This window comes from Dyadobacter sp. BE31, assembly GCF_031457695.1.
In the GTDB taxonomy this organism is placed as follows: domain Bacteria; phylum Bacteroidota; class Bacteroidia; order Cytophagales; family Spirosomataceae; genus Dyadobacter.
On record NZ_JAVDXA010000001.1, the window covers coordinates 1,850,979 to 1,874,441 of the forward strand.

23 protein-coding genes and 1 tRNA gene are annotated in these 23,463 nt (G+C 48.9%); 6 read left to right on the forward strand and 18 right to left on the reverse strand.

Annotated elements, in window-relative coordinates:
- The first annotated feature begins 169 nt into the window (after nt 1-169).
- The 3 genes from J2Y43_RS07810 to J2Y43_RS07820 all read left to right on the forward strand — a co-directional run bounded on the left by J2Y43_RS07810 (nt 170) and on the right by J2Y43_RS07820 (nt 3,875).
- A complete protein-coding gene (locus tag J2Y43_RS07810) occupies nt 170-2,062 on the forward strand; it encodes an amidophosphoribosyltransferase (protein WP_309980460.1) in 1,893 nt (630 codons plus the stop codon).
- A 132-nt stretch (nt 2,063-2,194) separates the two neighbouring features.
- Nucleotides 2,195-3,325 carry an ATP-binding protein gene (locus tag J2Y43_RS07815; RefSeq protein ID WP_309981843.1) on the forward strand — a complete coding sequence of 377 codons (1,131 nt, stop codon included), beginning with the start codon at nt 2,195-2,197 and terminating at the stop codon, nt 3,323-3,325.
- A 43-nt stretch (nt 3,326-3,368) separates the two neighbouring features.
- Nucleotides 3,369-3,875 carry a DUF6265 family protein gene (locus tag J2Y43_RS07820; protein ID WP_309980458.1) on the forward strand — a complete coding sequence of 169 codons (507 nt, stop codon included), beginning with the start codon at nt 3,369-3,371 and terminating at the stop codon, nt 3,873-3,875.
- A 54-nt stretch (nt 3,876-3,929) separates the two neighbouring features.
- On the opposite strand, the gene J2Y43_RS07825 is transcribed toward J2Y43_RS07820, so the two are convergent.
- The 8 genes from J2Y43_RS07825 to J2Y43_RS07860 all read right to left on the reverse strand — a co-directional run bounded on the left by J2Y43_RS07825 (nt 3,930) and on the right by J2Y43_RS07860 (nt 12,765).
- Nucleotides 3,930-4,376 (reverse strand): DMT family transporter, encoded by a 447-nt coding sequence (locus tag J2Y43_RS07825; protein WP_309980456.1) that lies wholly within the window; start codon nt 4,374-4,376, stop codon nt 3,930-3,932.
- Entirely contained in the window at nt 4,373-4,684 is a 312-nt protein-coding gene (nuoK, locus tag J2Y43_RS07830; protein ID WP_309980454.1) for an NADH-quinone oxidoreductase subunit NuoK, read from the reverse strand. The genes J2Y43_RS07825 and nuoK overlap by 4 nt, the downstream gene beginning before the upstream one ends.
- Complete coding sequence (locus J2Y43_RS07835; RefSeq protein WP_309980452.1) at nt 4,681-5,202, reverse strand: NADH-quinone oxidoreductase subunit J; 522 nt, start codon at nt 5,200-5,202, stop codon at nt 4,681-4,683. Before J2Y43_RS07835 ends, nuoK begins: the two co-directional genes overlap by 4 nt.
- Nucleotides 5,203-5,208: 6 nt before the next feature.
- Entirely contained in the window at nt 5,209-6,765 is a 1,557-nt protein-coding gene (locus J2Y43_RS07840; RefSeq protein ID WP_310226421.1) for a 4Fe-4S binding protein, read from the reverse strand.
- 62 nt (nt 6,766-6,827) lie between these two features.
- The gene (locus J2Y43_RS07845) at nt 6,828-7,448 is read right to left on the reverse strand and encodes a thioredoxin family protein (protein WP_309992997.1); all 621 of its coding nucleotides are present in this window, start codon (nt 7,446-7,448) and stop codon (nt 6,828-6,830) included.
- A gap of 47 nt (nt 7,449-7,495) precedes the next feature.
- Nucleotides 7,496-8,764, reverse strand: a complete 1,269-nt coding sequence (locus J2Y43_RS07850; protein ID WP_309992995.1) for a glycosyltransferase family 4 protein — start codon at nt 8,762-8,764, stop codon at nt 7,496-7,498.
- A gap of 15 nt (nt 8,765-8,779) precedes the next feature.
- Nucleotides 8,780-10,669 (reverse strand): alginate lyase family protein, encoded by a 1,890-nt coding sequence (locus tag J2Y43_RS07855; protein WP_309992992.1) that lies wholly within the window; start codon nt 10,667-10,669, stop codon nt 8,780-8,782.
- Nucleotides 10,666-12,765, reverse strand: a complete 2,100-nt coding sequence (locus tag J2Y43_RS07860) for a bi-domain-containing oxidoreductase (RefSeq protein ID WP_309992990.1) — start codon at nt 12,763-12,765, stop codon at nt 10,666-10,668. The genes J2Y43_RS07855 and J2Y43_RS07860 overlap by 4 nt, the downstream gene beginning before the upstream one ends.
- 122 nt (nt 12,766-12,887) lie before the next feature.
- On the opposite strand from J2Y43_RS07860, the gene J2Y43_RS07865 reads away from it, so the two are divergent.
- A complete protein-coding gene (locus J2Y43_RS07865) occupies nt 12,888-14,045 on the forward strand; it encodes a Gfo/Idh/MocA family oxidoreductase (protein ID WP_309992987.1) in 1,158 nt (385 codons plus the stop codon).
- Nucleotides 14,046-14,130: 85 nt separating this feature from the next.
- On the opposite strand, the gene J2Y43_RS07870 is transcribed toward J2Y43_RS07865, so the two are convergent.
- The 7 genes from J2Y43_RS07870 to ubiE all read right to left on the reverse strand — a co-directional run bounded on the left by J2Y43_RS07870 (nt 14,131) and on the right by ubiE (nt 19,705).
- Nucleotides 14,131-15,264 (reverse strand): TlpA disulfide reductase family protein, encoded by a 1,134-nt coding sequence (locus J2Y43_RS07870; RefSeq protein WP_309992985.1) that lies wholly within the window; start codon nt 15,262-15,264, stop codon nt 14,131-14,133.
- Between the two features lie 159 nt (nt 15,265-15,423).
- Nucleotides 15,424-15,900 (reverse strand): DUF4822 domain-containing protein, encoded by a 477-nt coding sequence (locus J2Y43_RS07875; protein WP_309992982.1) that lies wholly within the window; start codon nt 15,898-15,900, stop codon nt 15,424-15,426.
- 116 nt (nt 15,901-16,016) lie between these two features.
- The gene (locus J2Y43_RS07880) at nt 16,017-17,237 is read right to left on the reverse strand and encodes an amidohydrolase (RefSeq protein ID WP_309992979.1); all 1,221 of its coding nucleotides are present in this window, start codon (nt 17,235-17,237) and stop codon (nt 16,017-16,019) included.
- 18 nt (nt 17,238-17,255) lie between these two features.
- Nucleotides 17,256-17,924, reverse strand: a complete 669-nt coding sequence (locus J2Y43_RS07885; protein WP_309992976.1) for an ankyrin repeat domain-containing protein — start codon at nt 17,922-17,924, stop codon at nt 17,256-17,258.
- 177 nt (nt 17,925-18,101) lie between these two features.
- Nucleotides 18,102-18,176: transfer RNA gene (locus tag J2Y43_RS07890), tRNA-Val, on the reverse strand.
- A gap of 123 nt (nt 18,177-18,299) precedes the next feature.
- Nucleotides 18,300-18,959, reverse strand: coding sequence for a porin family protein (locus J2Y43_RS07895; protein ID WP_223403007.1), 660 nt, complete (start codon nt 18,957-18,959; stop codon nt 18,300-18,302).
- Between the two features lie 23 nt (nt 18,960-18,982).
- A complete protein-coding gene (gene ubiE / locus J2Y43_RS07900) occupies nt 18,983-19,705 on the reverse strand; it encodes a bifunctional demethylmenaquinone methyltransferase/2-methoxy-6-polyprenyl-1,4-benzoquinol methylase UbiE (protein WP_090156021.1) in 723 nt (240 codons plus the stop codon).
- Between the two features lie 156 nt (nt 19,706-19,861).
- Here ubiE and J2Y43_RS07905 point away from each other — a divergent pair, with 156 nt between their 5' ends.
- Both J2Y43_RS07905 and J2Y43_RS07910 read left to right on the forward strand, forming a co-directional pair.
- Nucleotides 19,862-20,644: a hypothetical protein gene (locus J2Y43_RS07905; protein ID WP_309992967.1), complete on the forward strand. Its 783-nt coding sequence runs from the start codon at nt 19,862-19,864 to the stop codon at nt 20,642-20,644.
- A gap of 23 nt (nt 20,645-20,667) precedes the next feature.
- Nucleotides 20,668-21,252 carry a hypothetical protein gene (locus J2Y43_RS07910; protein WP_309992964.1) on the forward strand — a complete coding sequence of 195 codons (585 nt, stop codon included), beginning with the start codon at nt 20,668-20,670 and terminating at the stop codon, nt 21,250-21,252.
- Between the two features lie 14 nt (nt 21,253-21,266).
- Here J2Y43_RS07910 and J2Y43_RS07915 read toward each other — a convergent pair whose 3' ends face one another.
- Genes J2Y43_RS07915 through J2Y43_RS07925 form a run of 3 tightly spaced genes read right to left on the reverse strand, consistent with a single transcriptional unit; the run spans nt 21,267 to nt 23,369 of the window.
- The gene (locus J2Y43_RS07915) at nt 21,267-21,971 is read right to left on the reverse strand and encodes a response regulator transcription factor (protein WP_310226423.1); all 705 of its coding nucleotides are present in this window, start codon (nt 21,969-21,971) and stop codon (nt 21,267-21,269) included.
- Nucleotides 21,955-22,740, reverse strand: coding sequence for a sensor histidine kinase (locus J2Y43_RS07920; protein WP_309992958.1), 786 nt, complete (start codon nt 22,738-22,740; stop codon nt 21,955-21,957). Before J2Y43_RS07920 ends, J2Y43_RS07915 begins: the two co-directional genes overlap by 17 nt.
- Nucleotides 22,719-23,369 (reverse strand): hypothetical protein, encoded by a 651-nt coding sequence (locus tag J2Y43_RS07925; protein ID WP_309992957.1) that lies wholly within the window; start codon nt 23,367-23,369, stop codon nt 22,719-22,721. Before J2Y43_RS07925 ends, J2Y43_RS07920 begins: the two co-directional genes overlap by 22 nt.
- Between the last annotated feature and the right edge of the window lie 94 nt (nt 23,370-23,463).

Sequence of the window (23,463 nt, forward strand, 5' to 3'; positions counted from 1 at the left end):
GAGATGAATTGAAAAATTGAACAATTTTTGGAGTTTTTTAAGCCAAAGGATTTGTACCTTTGTAAGAAATAACGAACTAAACGAGAATCGAAATTCGTTAGGCTAATATTCAGGGAATACGCTTTGCATACCAGCAAACACCAATATCTCTAAAAGCATTACTCTTCTTATGAGCGACGCCATTAAGCATGAGTGCGGCATAGCACTTATCCGTCTTAGAAAGCCTTATCAATACTACATCGACAAGTACGAAACGCCGCTGTACGCAGTCCATAAGCTTTCGGTCATGATGGAAAAACAGGTCAACCGGGGCCAGGATGGAGCCGGGGTAGCCAATATCAAGATCGATGTCCCGCCCGGGAAACGATATATCAGCCGATACAGATCCGTAGAACCTCAGCCACTTACGGATATCTTCTCCAAAATCCACAAAAAATTCCGCAAAGGTCTCAAAAACAACCGCGACCACGTCAACGACGCGAAATGGTTGCAGGAAAACCTGGCATTTACGGGAGAAGTATGGCTGGGACATCTTCGTTACGGTACGCATGGCTCCAATGAAGTGGAAAACTGCCACCCGATGCTGCGCCAAAGTAACTGGCGGAGCCGCAATCTGGTGATGGCCGGAAACTTCAACATGACCAACGTGGATGAGCTTTTTGGCAAACTGGTTTCACTGGGCCAGCACCCGAAAGAGAAAGTCGACACCGTAACGGTAATGGAAAAAATTGGACATTTCCTGGATGAAGAAAACCAGCGAGTGTTCGAACGTTTCAAAGGAATTTACGAAAACCCGACGTTGTCCGATGTCATCGAAGACAATATCGACCTGCCTCGCCTGCTCTACCGCTCGTGCCGCGACTTTGATGGTGGTTATGCCATGTGTGGTCTTACAGGCTACGGCGCATCCTTCGTGATCCGCGATCCTGCGGGTATTCGCCCGGCATTCTATTATGCTGACGATGAAGTGGTTGTGGTGGCATCTGAGAAACAGGCCATTAAAGCTGCATTCAATGTAGATTACGACCAGATCACTGAAATTACACCAGGTTCTGCACTCATCGTTGACAAAAATGGTGAATATAATGAGTTCCCGATCCTGCCTCGCCTGGAAAAACGCTCATGCAGTTTCGAGCGTATTTACTTCTCCCGCGGCACCGATCCGGACATTTATAATGAGCGCAAGCAGCTGGGTAAACTGCTGATCCCGCAAATTCTCAAAGAAGTTAATTACGACCTCGAAAACACGATTTTCTCATATATTCCGAACACTGCTGAAACGGCATTCCTCGGGATGATCGAAGGTTTGGAGGAATATCTGGCCAAGAAACGCAAGCAGGCCATCATGGAAGGCATTCTGTTCGAAGCCGACCTTGAAAAAGTACTTTCGTTCCGTCCGAGAATCGAGAAACTGGTAACCAAAGACGTAAAGTCACGTACGTTCATTACGGCCGACGCCCTGCGCGACGATATGGTTTCAAGCGTGTACGACACGACATTTGAAGTAGTCCGCAAGAATGTGGATACCGTCGTGATCATCGACGACTCGATCGTTCGCGGTACTACGCTTGAAAAGAGCATTCTCACCATGCTCGACCGTTTGAAACCGAAGAAAATTGTAGTGGTATCGTCTGCTCCACAGATCCGCTTCCCCGATTGCTACGGCATCGATATGTCGAGGATGAAAGACTTCGTTGCCTACCGTGCAGTGCTGAAATTGCTGGAAGAGCGCGATATGGAGTATTTGCTGGAAGATGTCTACACCCAAAGTGTAACAGCGTTGGCTACGAAGAATCCATACCACACCAACTATGTTAAGGCGCTTTACGAGCCATTCACAGATGAAGAGATTTCTCAAAAAATAGCTGAGATTGTTCGTCCCAAGGGTTTGAATGCAGAGCTGTCTGTGGTTTTCCAAACCGTCGAAAACCTGCACAAAGCCTGCCCAGGACACCTCGGCGACTGGTATTTCACCGGAAACTATCCGACACAGGGTGGAAATAAAGTAGTAAACAAAGCCTTTACCAACTCTTACGAAGGTAAATTGGAGAGGGCTTATTGATCATAGAACTTTAAGCGAGAATAGCTGGTTTGGAAACGGGCCAGCTATTTTTTGGCACCTGAATGCAAATTCCGTCAGCATATTGACGGAATTTAGCTAAATTGCGTCAGTACGTTGACGGAATTTACATACATGGAGATTGAGCGTGCCTTATATAAGCAGGTTGTTGACCACCTAAAACCCAATAAAGTCAACGTTATAACCGGTACCAGGCGGGTCGGAAAGACATTTCTTGTCCAAAAAATTATCGCAAACACTCCCTATAAAGTTTTTACGCTCGAAGGAGAGGATATCGATGCGCAAAATCTTCTATCTCAAACCAGCATTGCCAATTATCAGCGCTTGTTCTCGGATTATGAGCTCCTCGTGATCGACGAAGCGCAGGCCATCCCGGATATTGGAAAAAAGCTAAAACTGATTGTTGACCATATAAAAGGCCTACGGATCATTGCCACAGGATCATCGGCGTTGGACCTAGCCCAGCAATCAGGAGAACCGCTTACCGGCAGGGCCTATTTTCACAACCTCTACCCCGTCGCACAGCAGGAGCTTTTGCCCCTCGAAAATGCATTGGAAACGCGCCAGCGGCTGGAAGAGCGGCTCGTCTACGGTAGTTATCCTGAATTATTTCAACTCAATACATTAAAAGAAAAGGAGGCATACCTCAAAGACCTCGTCAATGCGTATCTCTTGAAGGATATTCTCTCATTTGAAGGCGTGCGTAATGCTGAAAAAGTGAAAGATCTGCTGCGGCTGATCGCCTACCAGGTAGGAAAGGAGGTATCATTGCAGGAGCTTGGCGTGGCATTGAATATCAGCAAAAATACAGTTGAAAAATACCTGGATCTCCTTTCGAAAGTTTTCATTTTAAAGCGAATAGGAGGTTTCAGTAAAAACCTTCGAAAAGAGGTAATCAAGAGCAGCCGTTGGTTTTTTCATGACAACGGCGTCCGGAACACCGTTATCAATGACCTAAGGCCGCTCGCGTTACGCACGGATACAGGTGAGCTCTGGGAAAACTACCTGATCAGCGAAAGAATCAAAACACTGACCTACGCCAAACGTCACGCGGACCTTTATTTTTGGCGCACCTACGATCAGCAGGAGGTCGATTGGCTGGAAATGGAAAACGGAAGCCTGTCGGCATTTGAGTTCAAATGGAGAGAGGAACGTGTAAAAACACCCGTAGCATTTGCGAATGCTTACCCGGATGCCAGCTTTCAATTAATCAACCGCGAGAATTACCTTGATTTTATTTCATAACATTTCTATTAATTTGCCACCTCAATTCACAACCTAAATCTCAATGACCCATTTCAACACAATCCGGTTAGTTAAAAAAGCTTGTCTGGCATTTGCCCTGGTATTGACGGCTACATTTGCTCAGGCGCAAGGCACCCTGAACGACATCGCGTTCCTGGATGGCCGCTGGCTCGGTACGTACAACGGCGGCCCGATCGAAGCTTCCTGGACAGCCCCTAAAGGCAATAATATCGTCGGTTTCATTCGCATGATTAAAGACGACAAACCTGCTCTTTATGAGATCTTTGCATTTGAACAGACTGACAATGGCCCCGTAGCGATGGTGAAGCATTTCAAGCCGGGCATGATCTCGCTGGAAGAAAAAGAGGTAGCCGACCGCTACAAATTCATCGAAGCAAAAAAGAACCAGGCTTTGTTTGAAAAAGACGATGCCTCGGTACGCATTATCTACGAGAGACGCTCCCCTACGCAACTGGTGATCCAGCGCGGGAAGAAAGAAAATGATAAGTGGAGCTTCGTGGATCTGTTTATTTTCAACAAAATCCCCTGAGGAATCCTAAGAACTATCAGACAGCAATCCGCAAGGGTTGCTGTTTTTTTTACCCTAATTTTTCAGGATAAGATAAACCCCTCCTATCAGCAGGATCGTACCCAAAATGCGCGGCAGGTTCATGTGATGAACGGCAAATCCTTGTAAACCAAAATGATCGATCGTCATGACGGTTACCATCTGGCCTGCGATAACTAAGCACATCATATTGGCCGGGCCGATATTGCGGACGATAAAAATGACCGTGATCACATAGAAAGCGCCGAGTACTCCGCCCATAAAACGCATCCACGAAACCTGTTTGAGATCAGCCAGGGAAGGAACCGGATTTTGGTTGAAACAGGCGAAAGCGATCGTCAGGACCATTAATCCTACAAAAAAGGACGTCATGGCCGCGAGAATAGGATTGTTGATCGACTCGCGGAGTTGCGTATTCACGCCAGATTGGACGGCGTTGCTAATACCGATCAGAAAAGCGAAGATCAGGAAGATCCAGTTCATTGCTTCAATTCATTTACTTTATCGGGGTCAACCGTTTTGAAACGGCCGTATACACGCAGAATGATCGCCAGCGCCACAGTCACTTCGGCAGCTGCCACGACAATGACAAATAATGCAAAAAGCTGGCCGCTCAAACGTTCCGGATCGTGCCTGCCAAATGCTACTAAATTGATATTAACCGCATTAAGCATCAATTCGATTCCGAGCAGCATACCGATAAAATGCCGCTTGGTAATGGAAATAGCCAGTCCAATACAAAACAATGCTGCTGCAACGATCAGATAATATTGAACAGGTATCGTCGTCATGCGGTCGGGTTTCGGTTTAATGCGAGGTAGGCGGCGCCGATGAGCGCAACCAGCAAAAGGATAGCAGCTATTTCAAAAGGCAACAAATGGGTGGTCATAAGCTCCACACCAATCGTCTTGATCGTCGATTTGGTACTCATTTCCTCGCCGGCCATTCTAAAATCCGAAGAAAGGATGACTTTCACCAGCAATCCGAAAAGCCCGATACCTGTCAAAATTCCCCAGATTCTCCGCGTGATCGGCACTTCGATACGATTATGGCGTCTAGAATCGTCGCTTTTTTCTTTCTTCTGCGTGAGCATGATTCCGAATATCAGCAGCACGAGAATGCCCCCAACATAGATCATGATCTGTGAAACGGCCAGAAAGTCCGCGCCCGAGAGCACGTACAATGCGGCTACGCCCAGGAATGCAAGAAACAGCGCGAATGCCCCGTAAATGAGATTTTTAGAAAAGAGTATGAATAGCCCGGCAGCGAGCGTCAATGCGGAAAAAAGATAAAATATAATTGCTTCCATGCGCGCCTATTCCTTGGGTTTAGGTTTCATCGTTGGTCGGAACGCCGGCTTTGCAGGTTTCTCCGCAACAGGCTCAGCAGGTGCCGCATCAGCCGGAGTCTCCGGGTTCGCCGCAGCGACTGCCTCAGTTGGCGTTTCAGTTACCGGCTTCTCCACACTCCCTTCCGAAACAACCTTTGGCTTCATTGTCGGACGGAACGGGGCTTTCGCGACTGGCTTTTCAACCGGCTCCGCAGGCGTTTCCACAACAGGTTTCTCCGCATTCTCCTCCGAAACAACCTTTGGCTTCATCGAAGGACGGAACGGGGCTTTCGCGACTGGCTTTTCATCCGGCTCCGCAGGCGTTTCCCCAACAGGTTTCTCCGCACTTTCCTCAGAAACAACCTTTGGCTTCATCGTAGGACGGAACGGGGCTTTCGCGACTGGCTTTTCAACCGGCTCCGCAGGCGTTTCCACAACAGGTTTCTCCGCATTCTCCTCCGAAACAACCTTTGGCTTCATTGTCGGACGGAACGGGGCTTTCGCGACTGGCTTTTCAACCGGCTCCGCAGGCGTTTCCGCAACGGGTTTCTCCGCAGTTTCCTCCGAAACCACCTTCGGCTTCATCGAAGGACGGAACGGGGCTTTCGCGACTGGCTTTTCAACCGGCTCCGCAGGCGTTTCCGCAACAGGTTTCTCCGCATTCTCCTCAGAAACAATCTTCGGTTTCAAAGTCGGCCGGAATACTGGTTTGGCGGCCGTCGGCTTTTCGGGCGGCGTAGCTTCCGGTGCAATTTCTTGTGCGGGAGCATTATCTTCTACTTTTTTAGGCTTCATCAGCGGCTTGAAAGCCGGTTTTGGAGCCGGAGCGGCTACCGGTTCGGCAGCGTCAGCATTGGTATCTTTGGCAACGGGTTCTTCGGTCGGCTTTGGCTTTGCGGTCGGTTTGAAAACCGGTCGGGCGGGCGCAGCCGCACCTGTCGCGCCGGGCGCCGAAGCTGCTGTCGGAGCAGCTTTGGCTGCTTTCAAAGCCTCTTTTTCCTTCTGAAATTGTTCCAACAGCACGCGCTTTTCGTCAGCCTGTTCTGCGGTGAGGCTGGAATAATTGTAAACCATATCCCGCACATCGAGCTCGCTGTAATCGAAAGTCTTGGTCATTGTAAGACATTCCGTCGGGCATACCGTCGTACAAAGGCCGCAATAACAGCATTTAGCCATATCGATATCGAATTTGGCCGCGTACAGGCGGATCGGCGAACCGTCGGAAGCACGTCCTACGTCTTCCACGGCTTTAATCGGCTCGATATCGATGCAATCTACCGGACAGACCTTTGCGCATTTGTCGCAAACAATGCAGTCGTCCATCTCGTTATGCAGACGGTACCTGCCATTATCCGGAATGGGAATGGTTTCCAGCGGATACTGGATCGTCACGATCCCATCCTGCTGGTCGTAAAAACTGGACGAACGAATATCCGCAGGTCTACGGCTTTTACGCGCATTCCAGAGATGCCGTAACGTCAGCCGCATGCCCGTGAGGGTCGTGCTGATGCCGTCGGATATGTTTTTAAAGTATTCTGACAAAATCCCTGTTCGTTGGTATTGCGGTTACCCTATGACAAATATAGAGTAAACGGTTCAAAAACTCACTTATCCACAGCCACTGCTTCCAAAAGCTCTTGCAATTCGTTTTGCAGCGACTGTGTTTTATCGGCAATGTACCAACGCTGGATATCCTCCGAAAATTCGCTGTAAGACTTCACCGGATTCGCTTTATACTCTCTCAGCAGCTCCTGCGCTCCCGCCGGGCGCGGCCCCCAAGTGAAAATTTCATTAAAATCTTCGTCCACAGCAATCAGTTTCGGTATCGAACGCCCTCCGTTCGTCAGGTAAGCATCCATCAATTCAGGATTTTCATCCCTCAGCAGGAATCTGACGGTGATCAAAGGGTTCGAAAGTGACGCAGCAACGATCGTGGGGATGTTCTGCGCAGCATCTCCACACCATGCTTCGGTGAGGATGTACCAAGTTTGTGGAATGTCGATCTGATCGACAACCTCTCGCAACGACTCATGGATCGATGCCGTTTTATTGAGGCGCTGCATCCGCGCCAGATTCAGCTTTGTATAATGGGCCAGCGCCTCGGATTGTTTAGGACCGGTTGTTCTGTTTTCCAAAACCACCGTTTCCATCAAATGCATGTATTCGGAATATGTATATGCCCCTTTTCTGACTGATTCGGGGAACAGATATGCTACGTTTCTCATTGGATTTTCATTTATTAGAAAACCCTCTGGCGGCACATTCAGTTCACTTATGGCACACCAAAAATTGGACTTTTCGCTGTCACTTTAAGTTGACTTTCAATGCATTCCAAGAACTCCCTGGCTAATTTTTCCCGATCGAAATGCTTATGCACCAACCGGTAACCATTTTCGCCCTGTTTACGCAAAAGTGCCCGGTCGTCCATGTAAATTCTGATTTTTCGCGCCAGATCGGCGGGATTCCCCGGCTCCGCAAAAACCCCTGCATCGGCTTGCTCAACCAAATCGCGCGAAACTCCGTCGATTGCCATTAAAACCGGCTTTTTACAGGATAGGTAGTCGAAGGTTTTGTTACTGTAAACTGTTTTGAAAATCGCTGCATTCTTTAAAACGGCTACACCGGCATCCGCCGCTAAAATATATTCGAATACCTGCTCTTTTGAAACCGGATCCAGGAACGATACATTAGCCAAGTCGCGGGAATGTACTGCTTCGATCAACATTTTTTTCTGCATTCCATCACCTATGAGCAAAAAATGGGCTTCGGTACCGCGAAGCAGCGTCGCGGCTTCCACGAGTTGCATAAGGTCGTTGGCCAAACCATGCGCCCCGACATAAATGATCACAAACTTCTCTTCCAGACCAAGCTTCGCGCGCACTTCACGCGCACATACGCTACGCAATGCATGCTCGCTCCAACGAAAATCCGCCGCATTGGGAATCATGACGATTTTGCCCGGATCAATTTCTTTTTCCCGAATAAGGCATTCGCGAAAGGCAGGAGTAAGTACATTCATCAGCCGTGCCTTGCGATAAAGGTATTTTTCAAATCCGTACGATAACCGAATCAGCCATTTGTTCTTCAAAACGCCCATTTCAATCGCCGATTCCGGCCAAAGGTCACGTATTTCCAAGACTAACGGAATGCGCTTCCATTTCGACAACAGTAATCCGGGAATGCCCACCAGCAATGGTGGGGAGGTTATGATAATGCATTTATATGCGGAGTTGGCAAAACGCATTCCTGCATACATAGCCATGAATGCGAAGGAAAAGTAACTCCAAAACCGTCCGAGGAAGCCATTATGATAATACTTCGACCCTTTGCAGCGGATTACCAGCACGCCGTCGGCATTCCGGCTGACGTCGAATGCCTTTCCGACTGTTTGATCCTCCTTTGCCATCATATAATGTACATCTCCGGCAATCACCGTCACCGAATGGCCTTCCTGCACCCAGATCCGCGCCATCTCATTCCATCGTGAGCCGCCGCCGGCATTGTCTTCCAGGAAATACTGGTGGATGAGGAGGAAGTGCATAATAGCCCGATTAAGTTAATGTCCCTCGATAACCGTCCGAACATAATTCCCCAAAGTCTCAAATACCAGCACTTTACATTCTTCCCTTGCACCATAGGTTTTTGAATACCAGCCACTTTCAACAATCACCGGAATTGCGACACCGTGCTCGTCGGTTGCCGTAATTTTGAAATCGTTCTCGAAGGCCTCATCGGGGTGCCATAGTTGGCGAATCGGCATTCCCTTTGGAACGTTTTGAACATTGTCTTCGATCACCCAATGCAGCTGACCAGCTTTTTTAACAACCCGACGTTTATGCACAATGCCCTTACCCACATGACGGAAACCTTCAAATTCAGCTTCAATCCAATACTCGCTGCCGGATGAGCCCGACTTGCTTTTTGCATTGGTAATCCAATGCGTCCAGATGAAGCGGTGCTGTTTTTGCATTTGATCAAAATCACCGATCATAATGGTGTTATGGCCCCTGGTGCCTGAAAAATAGCGCGTTGATTCTTCATCCGAGTTGTAAAGCCACGTTCCGGAATCACGCAGGATATTGCGGCCGTTTACCCAAATGTCGAGGTGGTTGTTATCTGCTTGAAATGGGCGGCTTTCGTATTTCCCGCAGCGTAGGAAGGTCATTGTGCCCGTGTCCCTGAGCATGTGATAACCTCCTATGGGGAAGGACGATATACATTTGGGACGCATTTTAAACGAAGACTTGGACAGACTGCTTATGAGCCATTGCGATTCCTCTCTCCAATTTCCCTCCTGATAATCTAAATCAACCCCCAATACATTGGCGAGTGCCGCCATCTGCGGTCGAAAGTCTCCGAAACTGCGTTCCGATAATGGGAAGAACAATGCACCGTCATTATGACCATAGTTAGGCAGACGCCCGTACATAGTGTTCTGACAGGTCCTAAGAAAATTCAATGAAGCCTTTGCCCGGTCATATACGGCGATACTCATCGGGTCATGGTTCAGCTCTGCTAATCGAATTCCCCACGTCAACAACTGAATAACCACCCGATGATAATTCATCGAAAACTGGATGTAGGTACCATCGGTAGCAATCTGCGAAGTAATCTCTGTTTCAAAGAGGCATTTCCCAAGAACGCGCCATTTGGGGCTGTCTGAAAATTGTGGAAACATCAGGCCCACAACATATAGTCCCAATGCTTCCGTCAATACATGATTATTTCGCACCACAATCCGGGAAAACGACAGATTAGCTGTTACATGGCATGTTTGGTCATAAATACTGCAAAGGATTTTGTCAAAAAGCAACTGATTTAATGTTGGCGAAAACTTGTAGTAATGCAATGCAAATATCCAATTCAACACCCGCAAGGCGATTTCCTGGCTGCATTTCCAATTTGGCCCGCAATTGACCGGATTCCGATCAATCCAGTCCGCGATCAGTTCGAACACTCTTGTGGATTGGTCTTCTGAAAAATGAAAGTCATACCGAATCAGATCATACAAGAATGTGAACCTGGATTTTTCCCACACATATTTGATGTCGCCTGCCTTTGCCGAAAAATCATTTACCTCCGACCAATGCTCATTCTTTGGGTAACAATACCCTGTGAGTGGATTAGTATGCCAATCTGAAACGCTATACCAGGTATCAAAATACTTAAACCTTCCAACCCCCATTTTTTGAACACGCCAGCGAAGCTGTTTCAACCCCATTTTCCTGTCAACTTCCGGCCTTCCGGGTGTAAAGAAGAAACCAGATGCTGATTGTCGCCAGTCTTGCAGGCCTGCAAATGAACGATTCGTTGCCTTCCGCGGAAAGCGCAATTTTAAAATACCTGTTTTCGCCTGAACCCAATATCCTGCCCTGAACAGTACATAATGCCAGCCCATTTGCCGGCCAATGTGCCAGATTAGCCTCAAATAGTGCAGCGCCTTCATGATACCTTCACCCAACTGCCCGTCCACATACTATCCCGCGCCGCCAATGTCGCCCGGCTGGAGTTCCAGATGTCTTCGAGAGGCATTAACGGCTCCTTTCCATTCGAAATGCATTCAAACAGCCTGTCGAATTGCTCCTGATGGCCTTTTCCCGTATCCGCCTTCATCTCGCGAAATCCCTCGAAACCATATCCCCGAAGCACTTTGTAGTCATCCAAAATCAATGTCCTTCCGAGCGAATGTACCTCCACACGCTCCTTTGGATAGCTGTTATGACCATTTGAAAAATAATGAACTGTGCCCGTGGAGCCGCTCGCCAGCCTCAAAAGCACGGTCGCATTGTCGGAGCTCATGCAGCCCCCGGCAGTCAGTACGTGGGTGCATGCCTCTGTAATGTGGCTCTGCGCAATCCAGCCGACGAGATCTATGAAATGGCATGCTTCACCCACCAGCCGCCCTCCTCCCCGGGCGCTGTCGTGTATCCAGGCGTTGCCCAGAACATAACCTGCGTTGACGGTTACCACGATATTCATCGGGGCACCTTCCAGCAATTCCCTCATTTTTGTAATGTGCGGCGCATATCTCCGGTTGAAGCCCACCGTGAGAGATACCGGCTGCGGCGCATTTTGGAATGCCGTTTTCAGGGCTTCCACACCTCTGAAATCAATACTAAGCGGCTTTTCCACAAAAACATGCTTGCCCGCGCGAATCGCATCGGCAGCGATGGAAACGTGCTGATCGTGCCGGGTAGCAATGATGATCAGATCGACTTCCTCGTCCTCCAAAATTTTCCGATAATCGGTAGCAATGCATGGAATTCCATACTTCGCAGCCAATTCCGCCGCCCTTAATCCACCGGAGCTTGCGATATATTTAACAGGTTTTCCCCGAAGGCACGGCAACAGGGTCATACAAGCGAAATTTCCCGCTCCGATAACTGCAGCAACTACTTTCTGCCCTACAAATGCATGATCGGGATTCTGAATAACCGTTTCGCCCACTTTGCATTTACCGCTGTAATCAATCAATGTGGCAAGAGATCGGTTACTTATTTGATAAATGCCCGAAGAGCTTTCAATCGGCACAATATTCGAGACCAGCGGCTTCACATCCAGCGAGCCATTGGCCAGCAATCGCAAAATTTCCTGAAAATTGCGGTTCTCCGTCCAGCGGACATACGGCAAAGGGTAATCAACTCCTTGCTCCTCATACGCATGATCGTAACGCCCGGGCCCGTACGCGCAGGAGACCTGGAATGTCAGTTCTTTATGGTAAAAATCGGAGCGGTTCAGATGCAGGGGAACGTCGCCGATAAGCACTATTTTCCCTAGTTTTCTACAAATAGCGGCAGCCATGGAGATAACATTACCCGATCCGGACGAAGCCGTGATGATAACCCCGTCCATTTCGCCGAACTGCTCCGAAATTGATTTGCCGGCAGATTTTACAGGATTAAGGGCTGGAATACCCTTTCCCTTCGCGATTCTTCGTCGGTATTCATCGGGCTCAACGCCTATTACCTCGCACCCCTGCGCACGCAGTAGATCAACCACCATCAATCCGATTAATCCTAAACCTATTACAGCCACGCGTTCGCCCAACGCAGGCGCCAGCAAGCGCAAGCCATGCAGGCCTACCGCACCCAGCACTGTGAATACCGCTTCTTCGTCAGGTACATTTGACGGTATTTTGGCTACCAGATTGACGGGCACACAAACCACCTCGGCATGCGGCCCGTTACCAGCCACCCGATCGCCGATCGTGAAGCCTTCTACACCCTCTCCTATCGCTACTACATCCCCTACATTGCAATACCCCAACGGCAGGGGTTGATCCAGCCTGCGGAGTACCGAGCGCGCCGTTTTCCAGAAACCGTCGGCCCTGATTTTATCAATTACGAGGCGCACCTTGTCGGGTTGCTGCCGGGCTTTGTGCAGAAAATTGGCTTTACTGAACCGGACCAGCATTCGTTCCGTCCCGGCGGAGACAAGGCTTTTGCGGGTTTTGATGAGCAGACAGCCCTTTCGGGCGAGCGGAACGGGGACATTCAGGAGCAACGTCTCTCCCGTCCGGAGATTCTGGGCAAGTTGTTTCATAAAATAGTGTGTAGTTGATGTAAAAATCAGGAGCAGGAATTTACGAATTAAATCCATCGCCAAGATTTGATAATTTTGACGAACCTGTTTAGCATTCAATCCTTAACCACACAAATTCCCCGATGAAAAAGCAGATCAATATCGGTATAGTAGGTTACAAGTTTATGGGCCGGGCGCATAGCAATGCCTGGAAAAAAGCCCCGCTGTTTTTTGATACCCCTTCGACTCCCGTCCTGAAAGTTGCCTGCGGCCGTCATCAGGAGTCACTTTCTGAGTTCGCCCAAAACTGGGGCTGGGAAGAGACTGAAACCGATTGGCAAAAGCTCATCAATCGCCCCGATATCGACATTATCGACATCGCATTGCCTCAAAATCTGCATTACGAAGTGGCATTGGCAGCTGCAAAAGCAGGCAAGCATATTTTCTGCGAAAAACCGCTTTCGATGGACAGCACCCAGGCGGCCGAAATGCTGAAAGTTTGCCAGGAAAACGGCGTGAAGCATTACCTGAACCACAATTACCGCCGAACGCCCGCCGTAGCACTCGCCAAAAAGATGATCGAAGAAGGCAAGATCGGGCGTATTTTTCACTGGCGTTGCGCTTACCAACAGGACTGGATCGTCGATCCGTCATTCCCGCTTACCTGGCAGCTCAAAAAAGAAACCGCCAAAGCCGGCCCTCAGTGGGATCTCAACTCCCACGCCGTCGATCTCGCACATTTCCTCGTAGGTGACATCGTTTCCGTTTCCTCATTGACGGCCAACTTCATTAAAGAACGCCCGATAGCCGACGAAACAGCCACCGGAAGCCTCACAGGCGCATCCAAGGGCGACGAAATGGGTGAAGTGACCGTCGAAGATGCGGCCCTGATGATGGTCAGGTTCCAAAACGGCGCCATCGGCTCATTTGAAGCCACGCGCTTCGCAACCGGCCGCAAAAACCGCCTTACATTCGAGATTTACGGCAGCAAAGGCAGCCTCGTTTTCGACCTCGAACGGATGAACGAGCTGCAATACTATTCCAACGAAGACACGAAAGGCGAACACGGGTTCCGCACCATCCTCGCCACAGAATCCATCCACCCTTACGCCGGCCACTGGTGGCCTGCCGGACACATTATAGGCTACGAGCACGCATTCGTACATGCCGTGGTCGACTTCCTCGATGCCATTGAAAATGATACCGAAATCAAACCGGACTTTGCGGATGGTTTGAAAATCATTCAGATACTGGAAGCGGGGTTACGCTCTGCTGAAAGTGGTGGTGAGGTAAGGCTTTAAATCAGGGAGGAAGGAGAATGGAGGAAGGGGAGGAAGCAATCCAAATTTCCCTTCACTCCATCCTCCTTTCCTCCTTTTTCCTTTTCTACTTCAAAAGCGCCGCCACTTTCAAATCCATAGCATTATCGCCGGTGTCATATCCAACGTGCTGCTCGACCACCTTGCCGTCGCCGTCCAGTAACACCCAAATCGGGATTGTTTGCAGATTATATTTCTTGTCCAGCATCGCGTACGTCTCCCCCGCGGGCAGGAGGAATTGCTTCCATGGCATTTGCTCTTTTTCCATCGCTTTTTTCCAGGCATTTTGATCCTTATCGACGGAAATGCTGACGACATTCAAATCCGCCCCTTTGCTTTCATACAGTTTCTTGATTTGCGGAATTTCCATCCGGCAAGGCCCGCACCAGCTTGCCCAAAAGACAATGAGGTTATGCTTGGAGGAATCCACAAGGACTTCACTGACCGACTTATCGTCCGTCGTTTTTAATGCAACTTCCGTCGGGAAATCACTGCCGGTTTTGTTTTCGTATTCGAAATAGGTCTTTAAAGCAATATAACCGGGGTTTGAATGCAGCTTGGGATCGAAAAGTGAAAGTAGATGTTTGGCTTCTCGAGCGTCAAGTGAAGTTTTGCTGAAATTCAATGTCCGTAACAAGTCGAGTGAATAGGGGTGTTTTCGAACAATCGATTCGTTATAACCGTAGTTATCAATTTTGCCCTTTACATTGCCTTTAAAAGCGTAATGGCGGAATAGTACTTCCGTTTGCGGGTTAACTTTATCCATTTTAAAGATAACGACCTTATTTTTTGGAGTAAATACTTGGATCGTATCGAGTTGCAAGTCCATCACACCCTGCTCTGCATAGAAATTACTCTCACTCGTTTTCTTGAAATAGGGATTTTTATAGCCAACGAGCTGATGCGGCCAATCGGGATTTCCAGTCTCAAATACAATAGCTGCCCGAAACGGCACAAAACCCTCATCAGTATTAACTCTAAATTCAAACTTCCCTTCCCGTACAACGGCGGTATCCACAAAGTTGCGGGTTTCGGCATTGCCAAAATACAGCGCCTTGCCTTCCAGAAACGTTTTGGCGCCCCGCAGATCACCATGTATCACTATTTCCCGGCTATCTCCGCAAGCCCACAACACACAAATCATCAAAAGTACCCCCACCATCCTGGAAAGGGCACGAATAATCCGACTGTTTTCCATCATGCATTATGATTTTGTTGATGCACAATGGTAACGACTTTATTATGGAAAACAAAATATAAAGTAAAATTATATATAAACTAACTGCTTTACTTTCAAAATAAAAATGGCAGCCGTAATAGCTGCCACTTGTCAGAACAAACTCAAAACAACTTCACACATTTACTTCGGTTCTACATGGGAGGTAGGCGTGTGAACGATATCGAAATAGATCGATTTATCGTTGTTGTTGGGGTAAATCCGGTACGTAAATTCGTCTTTTGTGAGAACGGTAATGTCTACCACGCGGGTAAACAAAACAGCGCCTGCATTATCCTTCGCTATGATCGTGCGGGTTTTTCCATCCGTGGAAACCGTCCAATCTCCATGCATTTTCGGCGAATCATCCAAGTTATACATGGTGAAGGTTCCATCTGCCTTGAAGTAGGCGAAGCCTACGAAGTTGGCCACATTCGCGTCCTTCAATACCACATTTTCACCCTTGTTATTTTTTGCATTTGTTGTTTCCCAGGAAACGCTCGCAAGCACTTCGCTCGGTGTTAATGCTTTTTGCGGCTCATGGTCATCGCTGCAACCAACAAATAATGTGGCACAAAAAACGACCACCAAACCCAATACAATCTTCTTAAAATCAGCCATGTTTGATAAAGTTTTATTACACAGCAAAAGTATTTTATGCGTCGCGCAATCACTTTATCCCTTTCATTCCGATAGTTGTAAAATTTATAACGTCCGCTACCCCTCACGCGCAAGCACTACGCCTCCTGAAACACAATATTCCCCTTGTGGATCAGCGAAGTAACCGGTGAAATGCGGGATACCGCTTCGGCCGAACAACTTGCTGCCACCAACACCATATTGGCCTCATCACCCGCCTTGGGCCATTGTTGCTCGCCTTTGTCGTCCAGCGGAAGTACATAACGGGTAGCAAAAGCCAGCGTTCGCGACAGTTCCCATTCCGTGGAGTAGCCGTAAAGCGCTGCGATAAGGTGTGCCTTTTGAAGCATATTACCCGACCCGAAAGTGCTCCAATGGTCTTGTATGTTGTCATTCCCGATCAAAACCTCCACGCCGTGCTTTCTAAGCGTAGGAATGGGCATAATGGTACCTCTGAACGGAACCGACGACACAATGCCCACACCGGCCGCAGCCAGGCGTTCGGCTATTTTTTCTGTTTCGGACGCGCTCAAATGCGCCAGCGCGAATGCGTGGCTGACGTACGTCTTTCCTTTCAGTTGCGGGTTTTCAAGGGCCTTGTCGATCAGAAATTCGATGGTCTTCACACCACTTTCTCCTCTTTCGTGCAGGTGGAGATCGATACCTTTTCCGTGGTCCAGCGCCAATTGAGTGATCAACTCCATCGGCCTTTCGATACTTCCATCGATCGAATAGGGATCTACACCTCCGATAAAGTCCACAGCATCCATTTTGGCCACTTCTTTTAGCAGAGACTCCGTTTGCGTGTAGTAAATGCCATGCTGAGGGAAGGCTACCAATTCCGCGGCCAGACTTTTATGCTTATGCCGGAGCGCTTCTTCCAGGTGGTAGAGGGAGTCGAGTCCCGAAGTCGGGTCTACATTGAAATGGGAACGAATGAAATCCGTCCCGTAAGAATGCAGGAAATCGATCAACTTTTCGGTCCGCTCGATAGAGGTTTTCAGCCATTCGGGAATCATCCGCTGTTCGTAGGCGATCATATCCTTTACCGTTTTCCTTTTGGCCGAAACAGCCTGCCACGGCAACCCGAAAAGCATTTTGTCGAGGTGCGCATGCATGTCCTTGAATGCCGGCAGCAAGAGCCTGCCTTTCGCGTCTATCCCTTTGGCATCAGGATTGTTGGGTTTAATGCTTTTTATCTTGCCATTCTCTACCTCAATACCAAACAGGGCTGTGTTCGTGTTCACCACTTCCCCGCCCTCATATTCAAAACCCGTTTCCAACAATACGTTTTTCAGGGTGTATGCTTGATTCTCCATTTTGACGCCTTGCGGCATTTACTTCGATAAAATTTTTACTATTTCCGCGAAACCACGGCGCTCGGCATGTTGCAGCGGTGTTACGCCATCGTGATCCGGTATTCCGAGATCCGCGCCGCCGTCTTTCAGCAGCTGCACGATTTCCTGGTATTTTTTACTCCCGTTGCCCAACACAATGGCCTCCATCAAAGCCGTCCATCCCAACCGGTTCACATGGTTGATGGGGAAGCCTTTTGTGCCTGCCAACACTTTCACCGTCTCCACATGCCCGCGCTCACATGCGGGAATCAGCGCGGTGCCATTGTAACGGTTGAACACGTCAAACCGGGCACCATGGGTAAGAAAGAGCTTCACCAGTTCCGTTTGCCCGGTAGCGCCGGCATACAGAAATGGGCTGTCCTGGATATTGTCCTGCAAATTGACATCCGCGCCGTTCTCCGTCAGCAGCGTGGCCATTTCCACATGCTTATCGATCGTCGCCAGCAAAAGCAGCGACTTCCCGCTTCCGTCGCGGGTATTGACATTCGCTCCTGCGTCAAGCGCCTTTTTTACGCCGCTCAGGTCGTTTCGGCTTACCAGTTTGAGGATTTCCTCCTGTTGCATCGTCGTATCGTTTGTTACTGGCTCATTTTTCGCATTGCACGACGCAAATACGCCCATCAGTGCGAACAGCAATAATGTTTTCATAACTCCAATGGATTAATTGAAAAATTACCGCGACAAGGTAAGGCGAGTTTTCCGGTAGCGCTTTGCGGAATGTATGCTGATAGTTGGAAGATTTATTACTTGCCCTGAATGGAGGCGATTGTCGCAATGATTGGAACGGCCAGAAACGAAAAAAGCATCGATTGCTCGATGCTTTTGTGGGAGTTGAGGGATTCGAACCCCCGACCCTCTGCTTGTAAGGCAGATGCTCTGAACCAACTGAGCTAAACTCCCTTTCTTTTTTCTTTTGTTTTCCCGTCGTTTGGGAGTGCAAATATGTGCGACTAAATTGAACTCTGCAAATATTCTTGAAAAAAATTTTAAAATATTTTTTAACCGCCTGATTACCAGTATACGCTATTCGAAATTTAAATAGAGCGTCACAGTGTGGGTGCGCAGGCGACTGATACCATTGCCGACAGAATTTGCTCCGGGTACCAGCATATTTGTCAATCCATGTGAAAAACGCAGTTCCGGTGCGAATTTGAAGAACTCGAAGAACTGTTCGTAGCCGATACCATAATCGATGGAGAAGTCGCTCGACTTCGTATCAAGGGCACTGGCTGCTCCGCCCCGGTTGCGTTTGACATTGGTTTCGATCCCTAACGTCACGCCCGCGATCATGTACATGCGCGAGTTGACCCGGCGGACGGATTTGTATTTTAGCAAGAGAGGTACTTCAATCCACGTCGACTCCCGCTTTTCTGTGCGCTCAGTACCATTGGGATAACTGAATTTTACATGCCGCTCGTAAAGCGAAACAGCGGGCGTTGTACGCAGGTCGAAATGCTCGTTCAGGTAGGCATTGACGGTAAATCCCATGCGAAATGCCGCATTCGTGGGCGACTGGATCACAAATGCCGTATCCTTCGTGACAAAGTCGTTGCTGTGCTTGATGTTGAACCGCGTGAAGGGGACCGCGAAAAGAATACCGTAATGGATCGGCTTGTCGTCGTAGTATTCGAGGTGCTTGCGACGGTACCCGATGCCCTGAGACTGCGCCTCCTGCGCCGCCATCAACAGCGCCAGAATGCCGATAATTACTTGTGTCCGACGTAAATTGAACAGATCCCGAAGGTAAGTGATATGCATTTGGTATTTATGAAACCTGCTTTTTTATAGATATCAAGAAAAGCTTCCCCATCCGGAAAGGCCTGTACAGACTCGGGCAGATAAGTATATGCCGCGCTGTCCTTGGAGACCGTCTTCCCTATTATTGGCAATATGTATTTGAAATAAAAATTGTAAATCTGCTTGAACGGAAAGCTTTTAGGCTTCGAAAATTCGACCACCACGCAAGTTCCGCCCGGCTTCATCACGCGGTTCATCTCTGTCAGTCCGGCCAGCAAATTCTGAAAATTGCGTACTCCAAACGAAACGATAATCGCGTCAAAATAATTGTTTGCAAAAGCCAAACTTTCCGAGTCGCCGCTTTGCAGGGTAATCACGTCCTGCTTGCCCAGTTTGGCGATTTTCTCGCGCCCTACGGCCAGCATACCCTCCGAAATATCGACGCCGATGATCTTCTCGGGCTTCAAAGCAAGCGCCTCGATCGCGAAGTCGCCCGTGCCGGTTGCAATGTCGAGGATCACTTTCGGCTGTTGCTTTTTGAGCAGTTTAATGGCCCTTTTACGCCAATATATATCTACACCGCCGCTCAGGACGTGGTTCAGCAAGTCGTACTTCGGTGAAATGTTATCGAACATCTCCGCAACCTGCTCCCGCTTGGTCCCTTCCTTGTCTTTATAGGGTACTACACTCATCTTTATATTGTATTTTTCAACTACAAGCAAAACTAACAGATATTTACGGTTATCGCACGGCGGGCCGGCATCTTATTGGTTCTACAAAAGGTGACCAAAATGAAAAGCGTACGTATCAATGGGTGAACAAACATTTCATCCTGATCAATTCCAGCCATGCGTTACATTTTGCTCCTTACCGCTTGTGCACTAGCAGGCATAACCTTCGCGCAGCCTGTTCGTTACCGCTCACCGAACGGCGTCAGCAACAAGAAAAACTACAATCGCCGCGCTACACAGCCCTACTTTTTGGAAGTCCGGTGCGGCCTCACGCAGTTTTACGGCGAACTCAACGCCCAGGCCATGCACGGAATCGCCGGAATAGGCGTGGGGAGATCGGTTAATAAGCAAGTTGCCATTCAGCTCGATTACAATGCAGGCAGCATTGGCGGCGAGAAAAGGGTCTTTTTCAATTCCTGGTTTATCAATGAATACAATAGTGTTGAATGCCTCGTGAAATGGGACCTCTCGGAGCAATTCTGTGAAAGGGAGCCAGGACCGGCACATTTCAGTGTTTTTGCCGGAATAGGACAAATTTGGTTCAGTGCCAATGCCTACGACCTGGGCGACAACCGTTTAGTGCGCTTCACCAACAGCGGGCAAAGTGCCCGGAACCCACTTTTCCTGCGCTGGGGGCCAGCCAGGGGCCCGAGGGGCATCAAAAAAACACGGGAAGGGATTTTGCCGCTTGGCACTTCTGTGAGCTATGCTTTGTTAGAAAAATTGAAAATTGCATTCGAATATCGTTTCTATTTCGTGCGAACCGACAAGCTGGACGCCACATCGGGCCGCCGGCTGATCAACCCCGAAGAAAGCGAATCATACAGCGACACGCCGAACGATACATTCAGCTTTCTTGCGGTATCGCTGCAATATCATTTCGGCCAAAAGAAAAAGTGAATGCTTGTTAACATTGTTAAATAATGATTTCTACCACTGTTAAATACAAACTTTACCCATCCCTGCTAAGCTGTTTCGACCGGTTTGAACGCGGCTATCTCGATGAGCAGGCGCTCCTCGACCGCATTAACCGCGTACCGGTGCCGCAAACGGAAGCACAGTTTCGTGGCTCCTCATTTGAAGATGCGGTGATTAAAGGCATTGGTGAAGAAACATTCGATCCTGAAATTCTTTCGAAAGTACGGTCGTACCTGCCCCGCCCGATGCTGAAAACGCAAGTATACTGCGAATACCAGCTGAACGACAGCCTCATTTACGGGTATGTGGATGTGATCGGGAAAATGCTGGCCGTGGATATCAAAACCACCAGTAATTATCGCGAGGGCTGCTTTGTCAAAAGTCACCAGAACTTTTACCTGCCCGCATTGCGTGCGAAAGGTATCAGGAGCCTCCGCTATGTGATCACCGATTTCAAGGATGTTTACCTCGAAGAATATGATCAAATGGCCGATCTGACTTACCAGGAGGAACAGGCCGCCCGCTTCTGCGCATTCCTCGAAACCTACCGCGACCGCATTACCGACTTACGGGTATTTGCCCGCATTTAACACTGATAACCCGGCTAGAAATCGAGCAATTGATATTTCACAGCGAATATCGCCAGGCTCACCGAGTTGCTCGCCCCGGTTTTTTCCAGCAGGTTTTTACGGTGACCTTCCACTGTTCGGTAGCTGATGAAAAGCTCCTCCGCAATTTTGGCCGTGTTGTAACCCTTGCAAATGAGCGCCAGCACCTCCATTTCGCGGTCGGTGAGACCGACGTTCAGGGAAGGAATGGCCACTTTGCTCCGCGTGGGTTTGATATCCCCCGCCTGCAAGCCCTGCCGCATTACCTGCGCGATGTCGTCATTGATATAATACCCTTTCGTCACCACCTGCCCGATCGCATCGCTCAAAATCCCCTGATCGATGTCCTTGGGCAGGTAGCCGTGCACGCCTACACGCATGAGTTGCAATATGTGCTCGGGAGAGTAGTTCATGGAAAGGATGATGATTTTTACATCCGGATATTGTTTTAAAAGTAGTCCTGCGACCTCTTTTCCATCCATTCCCTTCATAAAAAGGTCCAGCAGCACCACATCGGGCGCGGCATTGCCTATTTCTTCCAAAAGCTCCTCACCGGAGGCAACTTCCAAAACTACCTGGTAATCTTCATTCCGAGCCAGAATCTGGCCTAATCCCTGGCGGAACAGCTTGTGATCGTCCGCTATTGCTATTTTAACCGGTTTCAATTTGGTCGTTGAGAAAATGTTAAACGGGCATTTCAATTTTAAAACGGGTGCCTTCGCCGGGCGCCGAACTCAGTTCGAGTTTGGCGCCCAGCAAGTCTATACGGGTACGGATCGTGCTCATTCCCATCCCCGCCGATTTGGGACTGGAAAACATGTCGAAACCCTTTCCATTATCGCTCATCAGTAAACTCAGTCGCGAGTCGCCGTGATGGAGGTCGAACGTGATCTCACTCGCCTCGGCGTGTTTAACTACATTCCCTATCACCTCCTGGATAATGCGGTAGAGAACCAACTGCTGGTACGACGACAGCACCTCAGCGGGGTCGTCGATCGTGCAATGGATATCCATCCCTGCGTCCTCCATCCGATTCAAGAGAATTTTTACAGCTCCTGCAAATCCGAAGTTCTCGATAATAACCGGTGACAGATTGTGCGCGATTTGCCTTACATCCTTCACCACATCGCCGATAATCTGCCCTGAACGCGCGGCGAGGCCCTTCATTTCCTCCGGCGACTTTTCGTACTGGATCTGGCTCACAAACAAACGGACCGCCGACAACGACGCCCCTATCTCGTCGTGCAAGTCGCGTGCGATGCGCTCACGCTCGTTCTCCTGCGAGGCTACGATCGATTCGAGGATCTTTTTCTGATGGACCATCTCCATCTGATGCAGGCGGCTTTGCTGAAAATGCAGCTTCCGCTGATAGAGGAGCACAAAAATGACGATCGCAAGGGCCATCATGACCATAATGCCAATGCCGCCGAAAAGCAATTGCGCGAACTCTATTTCTCCAGGCCTACCCATAATGCGATGGCATAAGTAATGTACAGCATATAGTTCATCAGCGCATGGATCACCCAAATCTGGTCATTCAAATTTTTGGAATACAGCAAGATGAAATTCATGAATATGAAAATCAAAAAGTTGCCTGAAAAGAAAAGCAGTAACCCTGCCGACACCCAGAAGAAAGGCTCAAGCAGCAGATTTTGCACTTTCAATTCCTGAAAAACTTTATAGAAATAAGCGAGCGCCAGAAAAATTACTACTACACTTTCTATCGACCGCCCCGCATTATCGATCCACACCGACTGCCCGGGCTGCCCGAGCTCACGCACGAGGACAATGGCCGTAAAGGCCCCCAACATCCAGCCCCGCAACGTCACCAGCCACGTCTGATTCAGCACCAGGCTGTACGTCCAGGTCAGCAAAGCAAATTCGACGGTAATATAAATCGGCCACAAAAACAGGTTGGATACTTTGAAAAACCAGAAAATGCGTGAAATGCTCTCGATGAGCAATGCAAAGAAGATCAGCCAGCACAAGAGCTTCACTGGACGGTCGGCTTTGCCGTACCGCACCAATGCCATTCCCGCCGCCACGAGCACGGGCAGGTACGTAAAAAGCACGATTAGTTGCTCTCTGGAATAATGCATGGTATTAGCCGGATGAAGGTTTGGAGTGCGGATTACTCCACTCAAGATTTCGCCGGAGTAAATGTTAAACCAGCATGAAAATATAGTAATAATT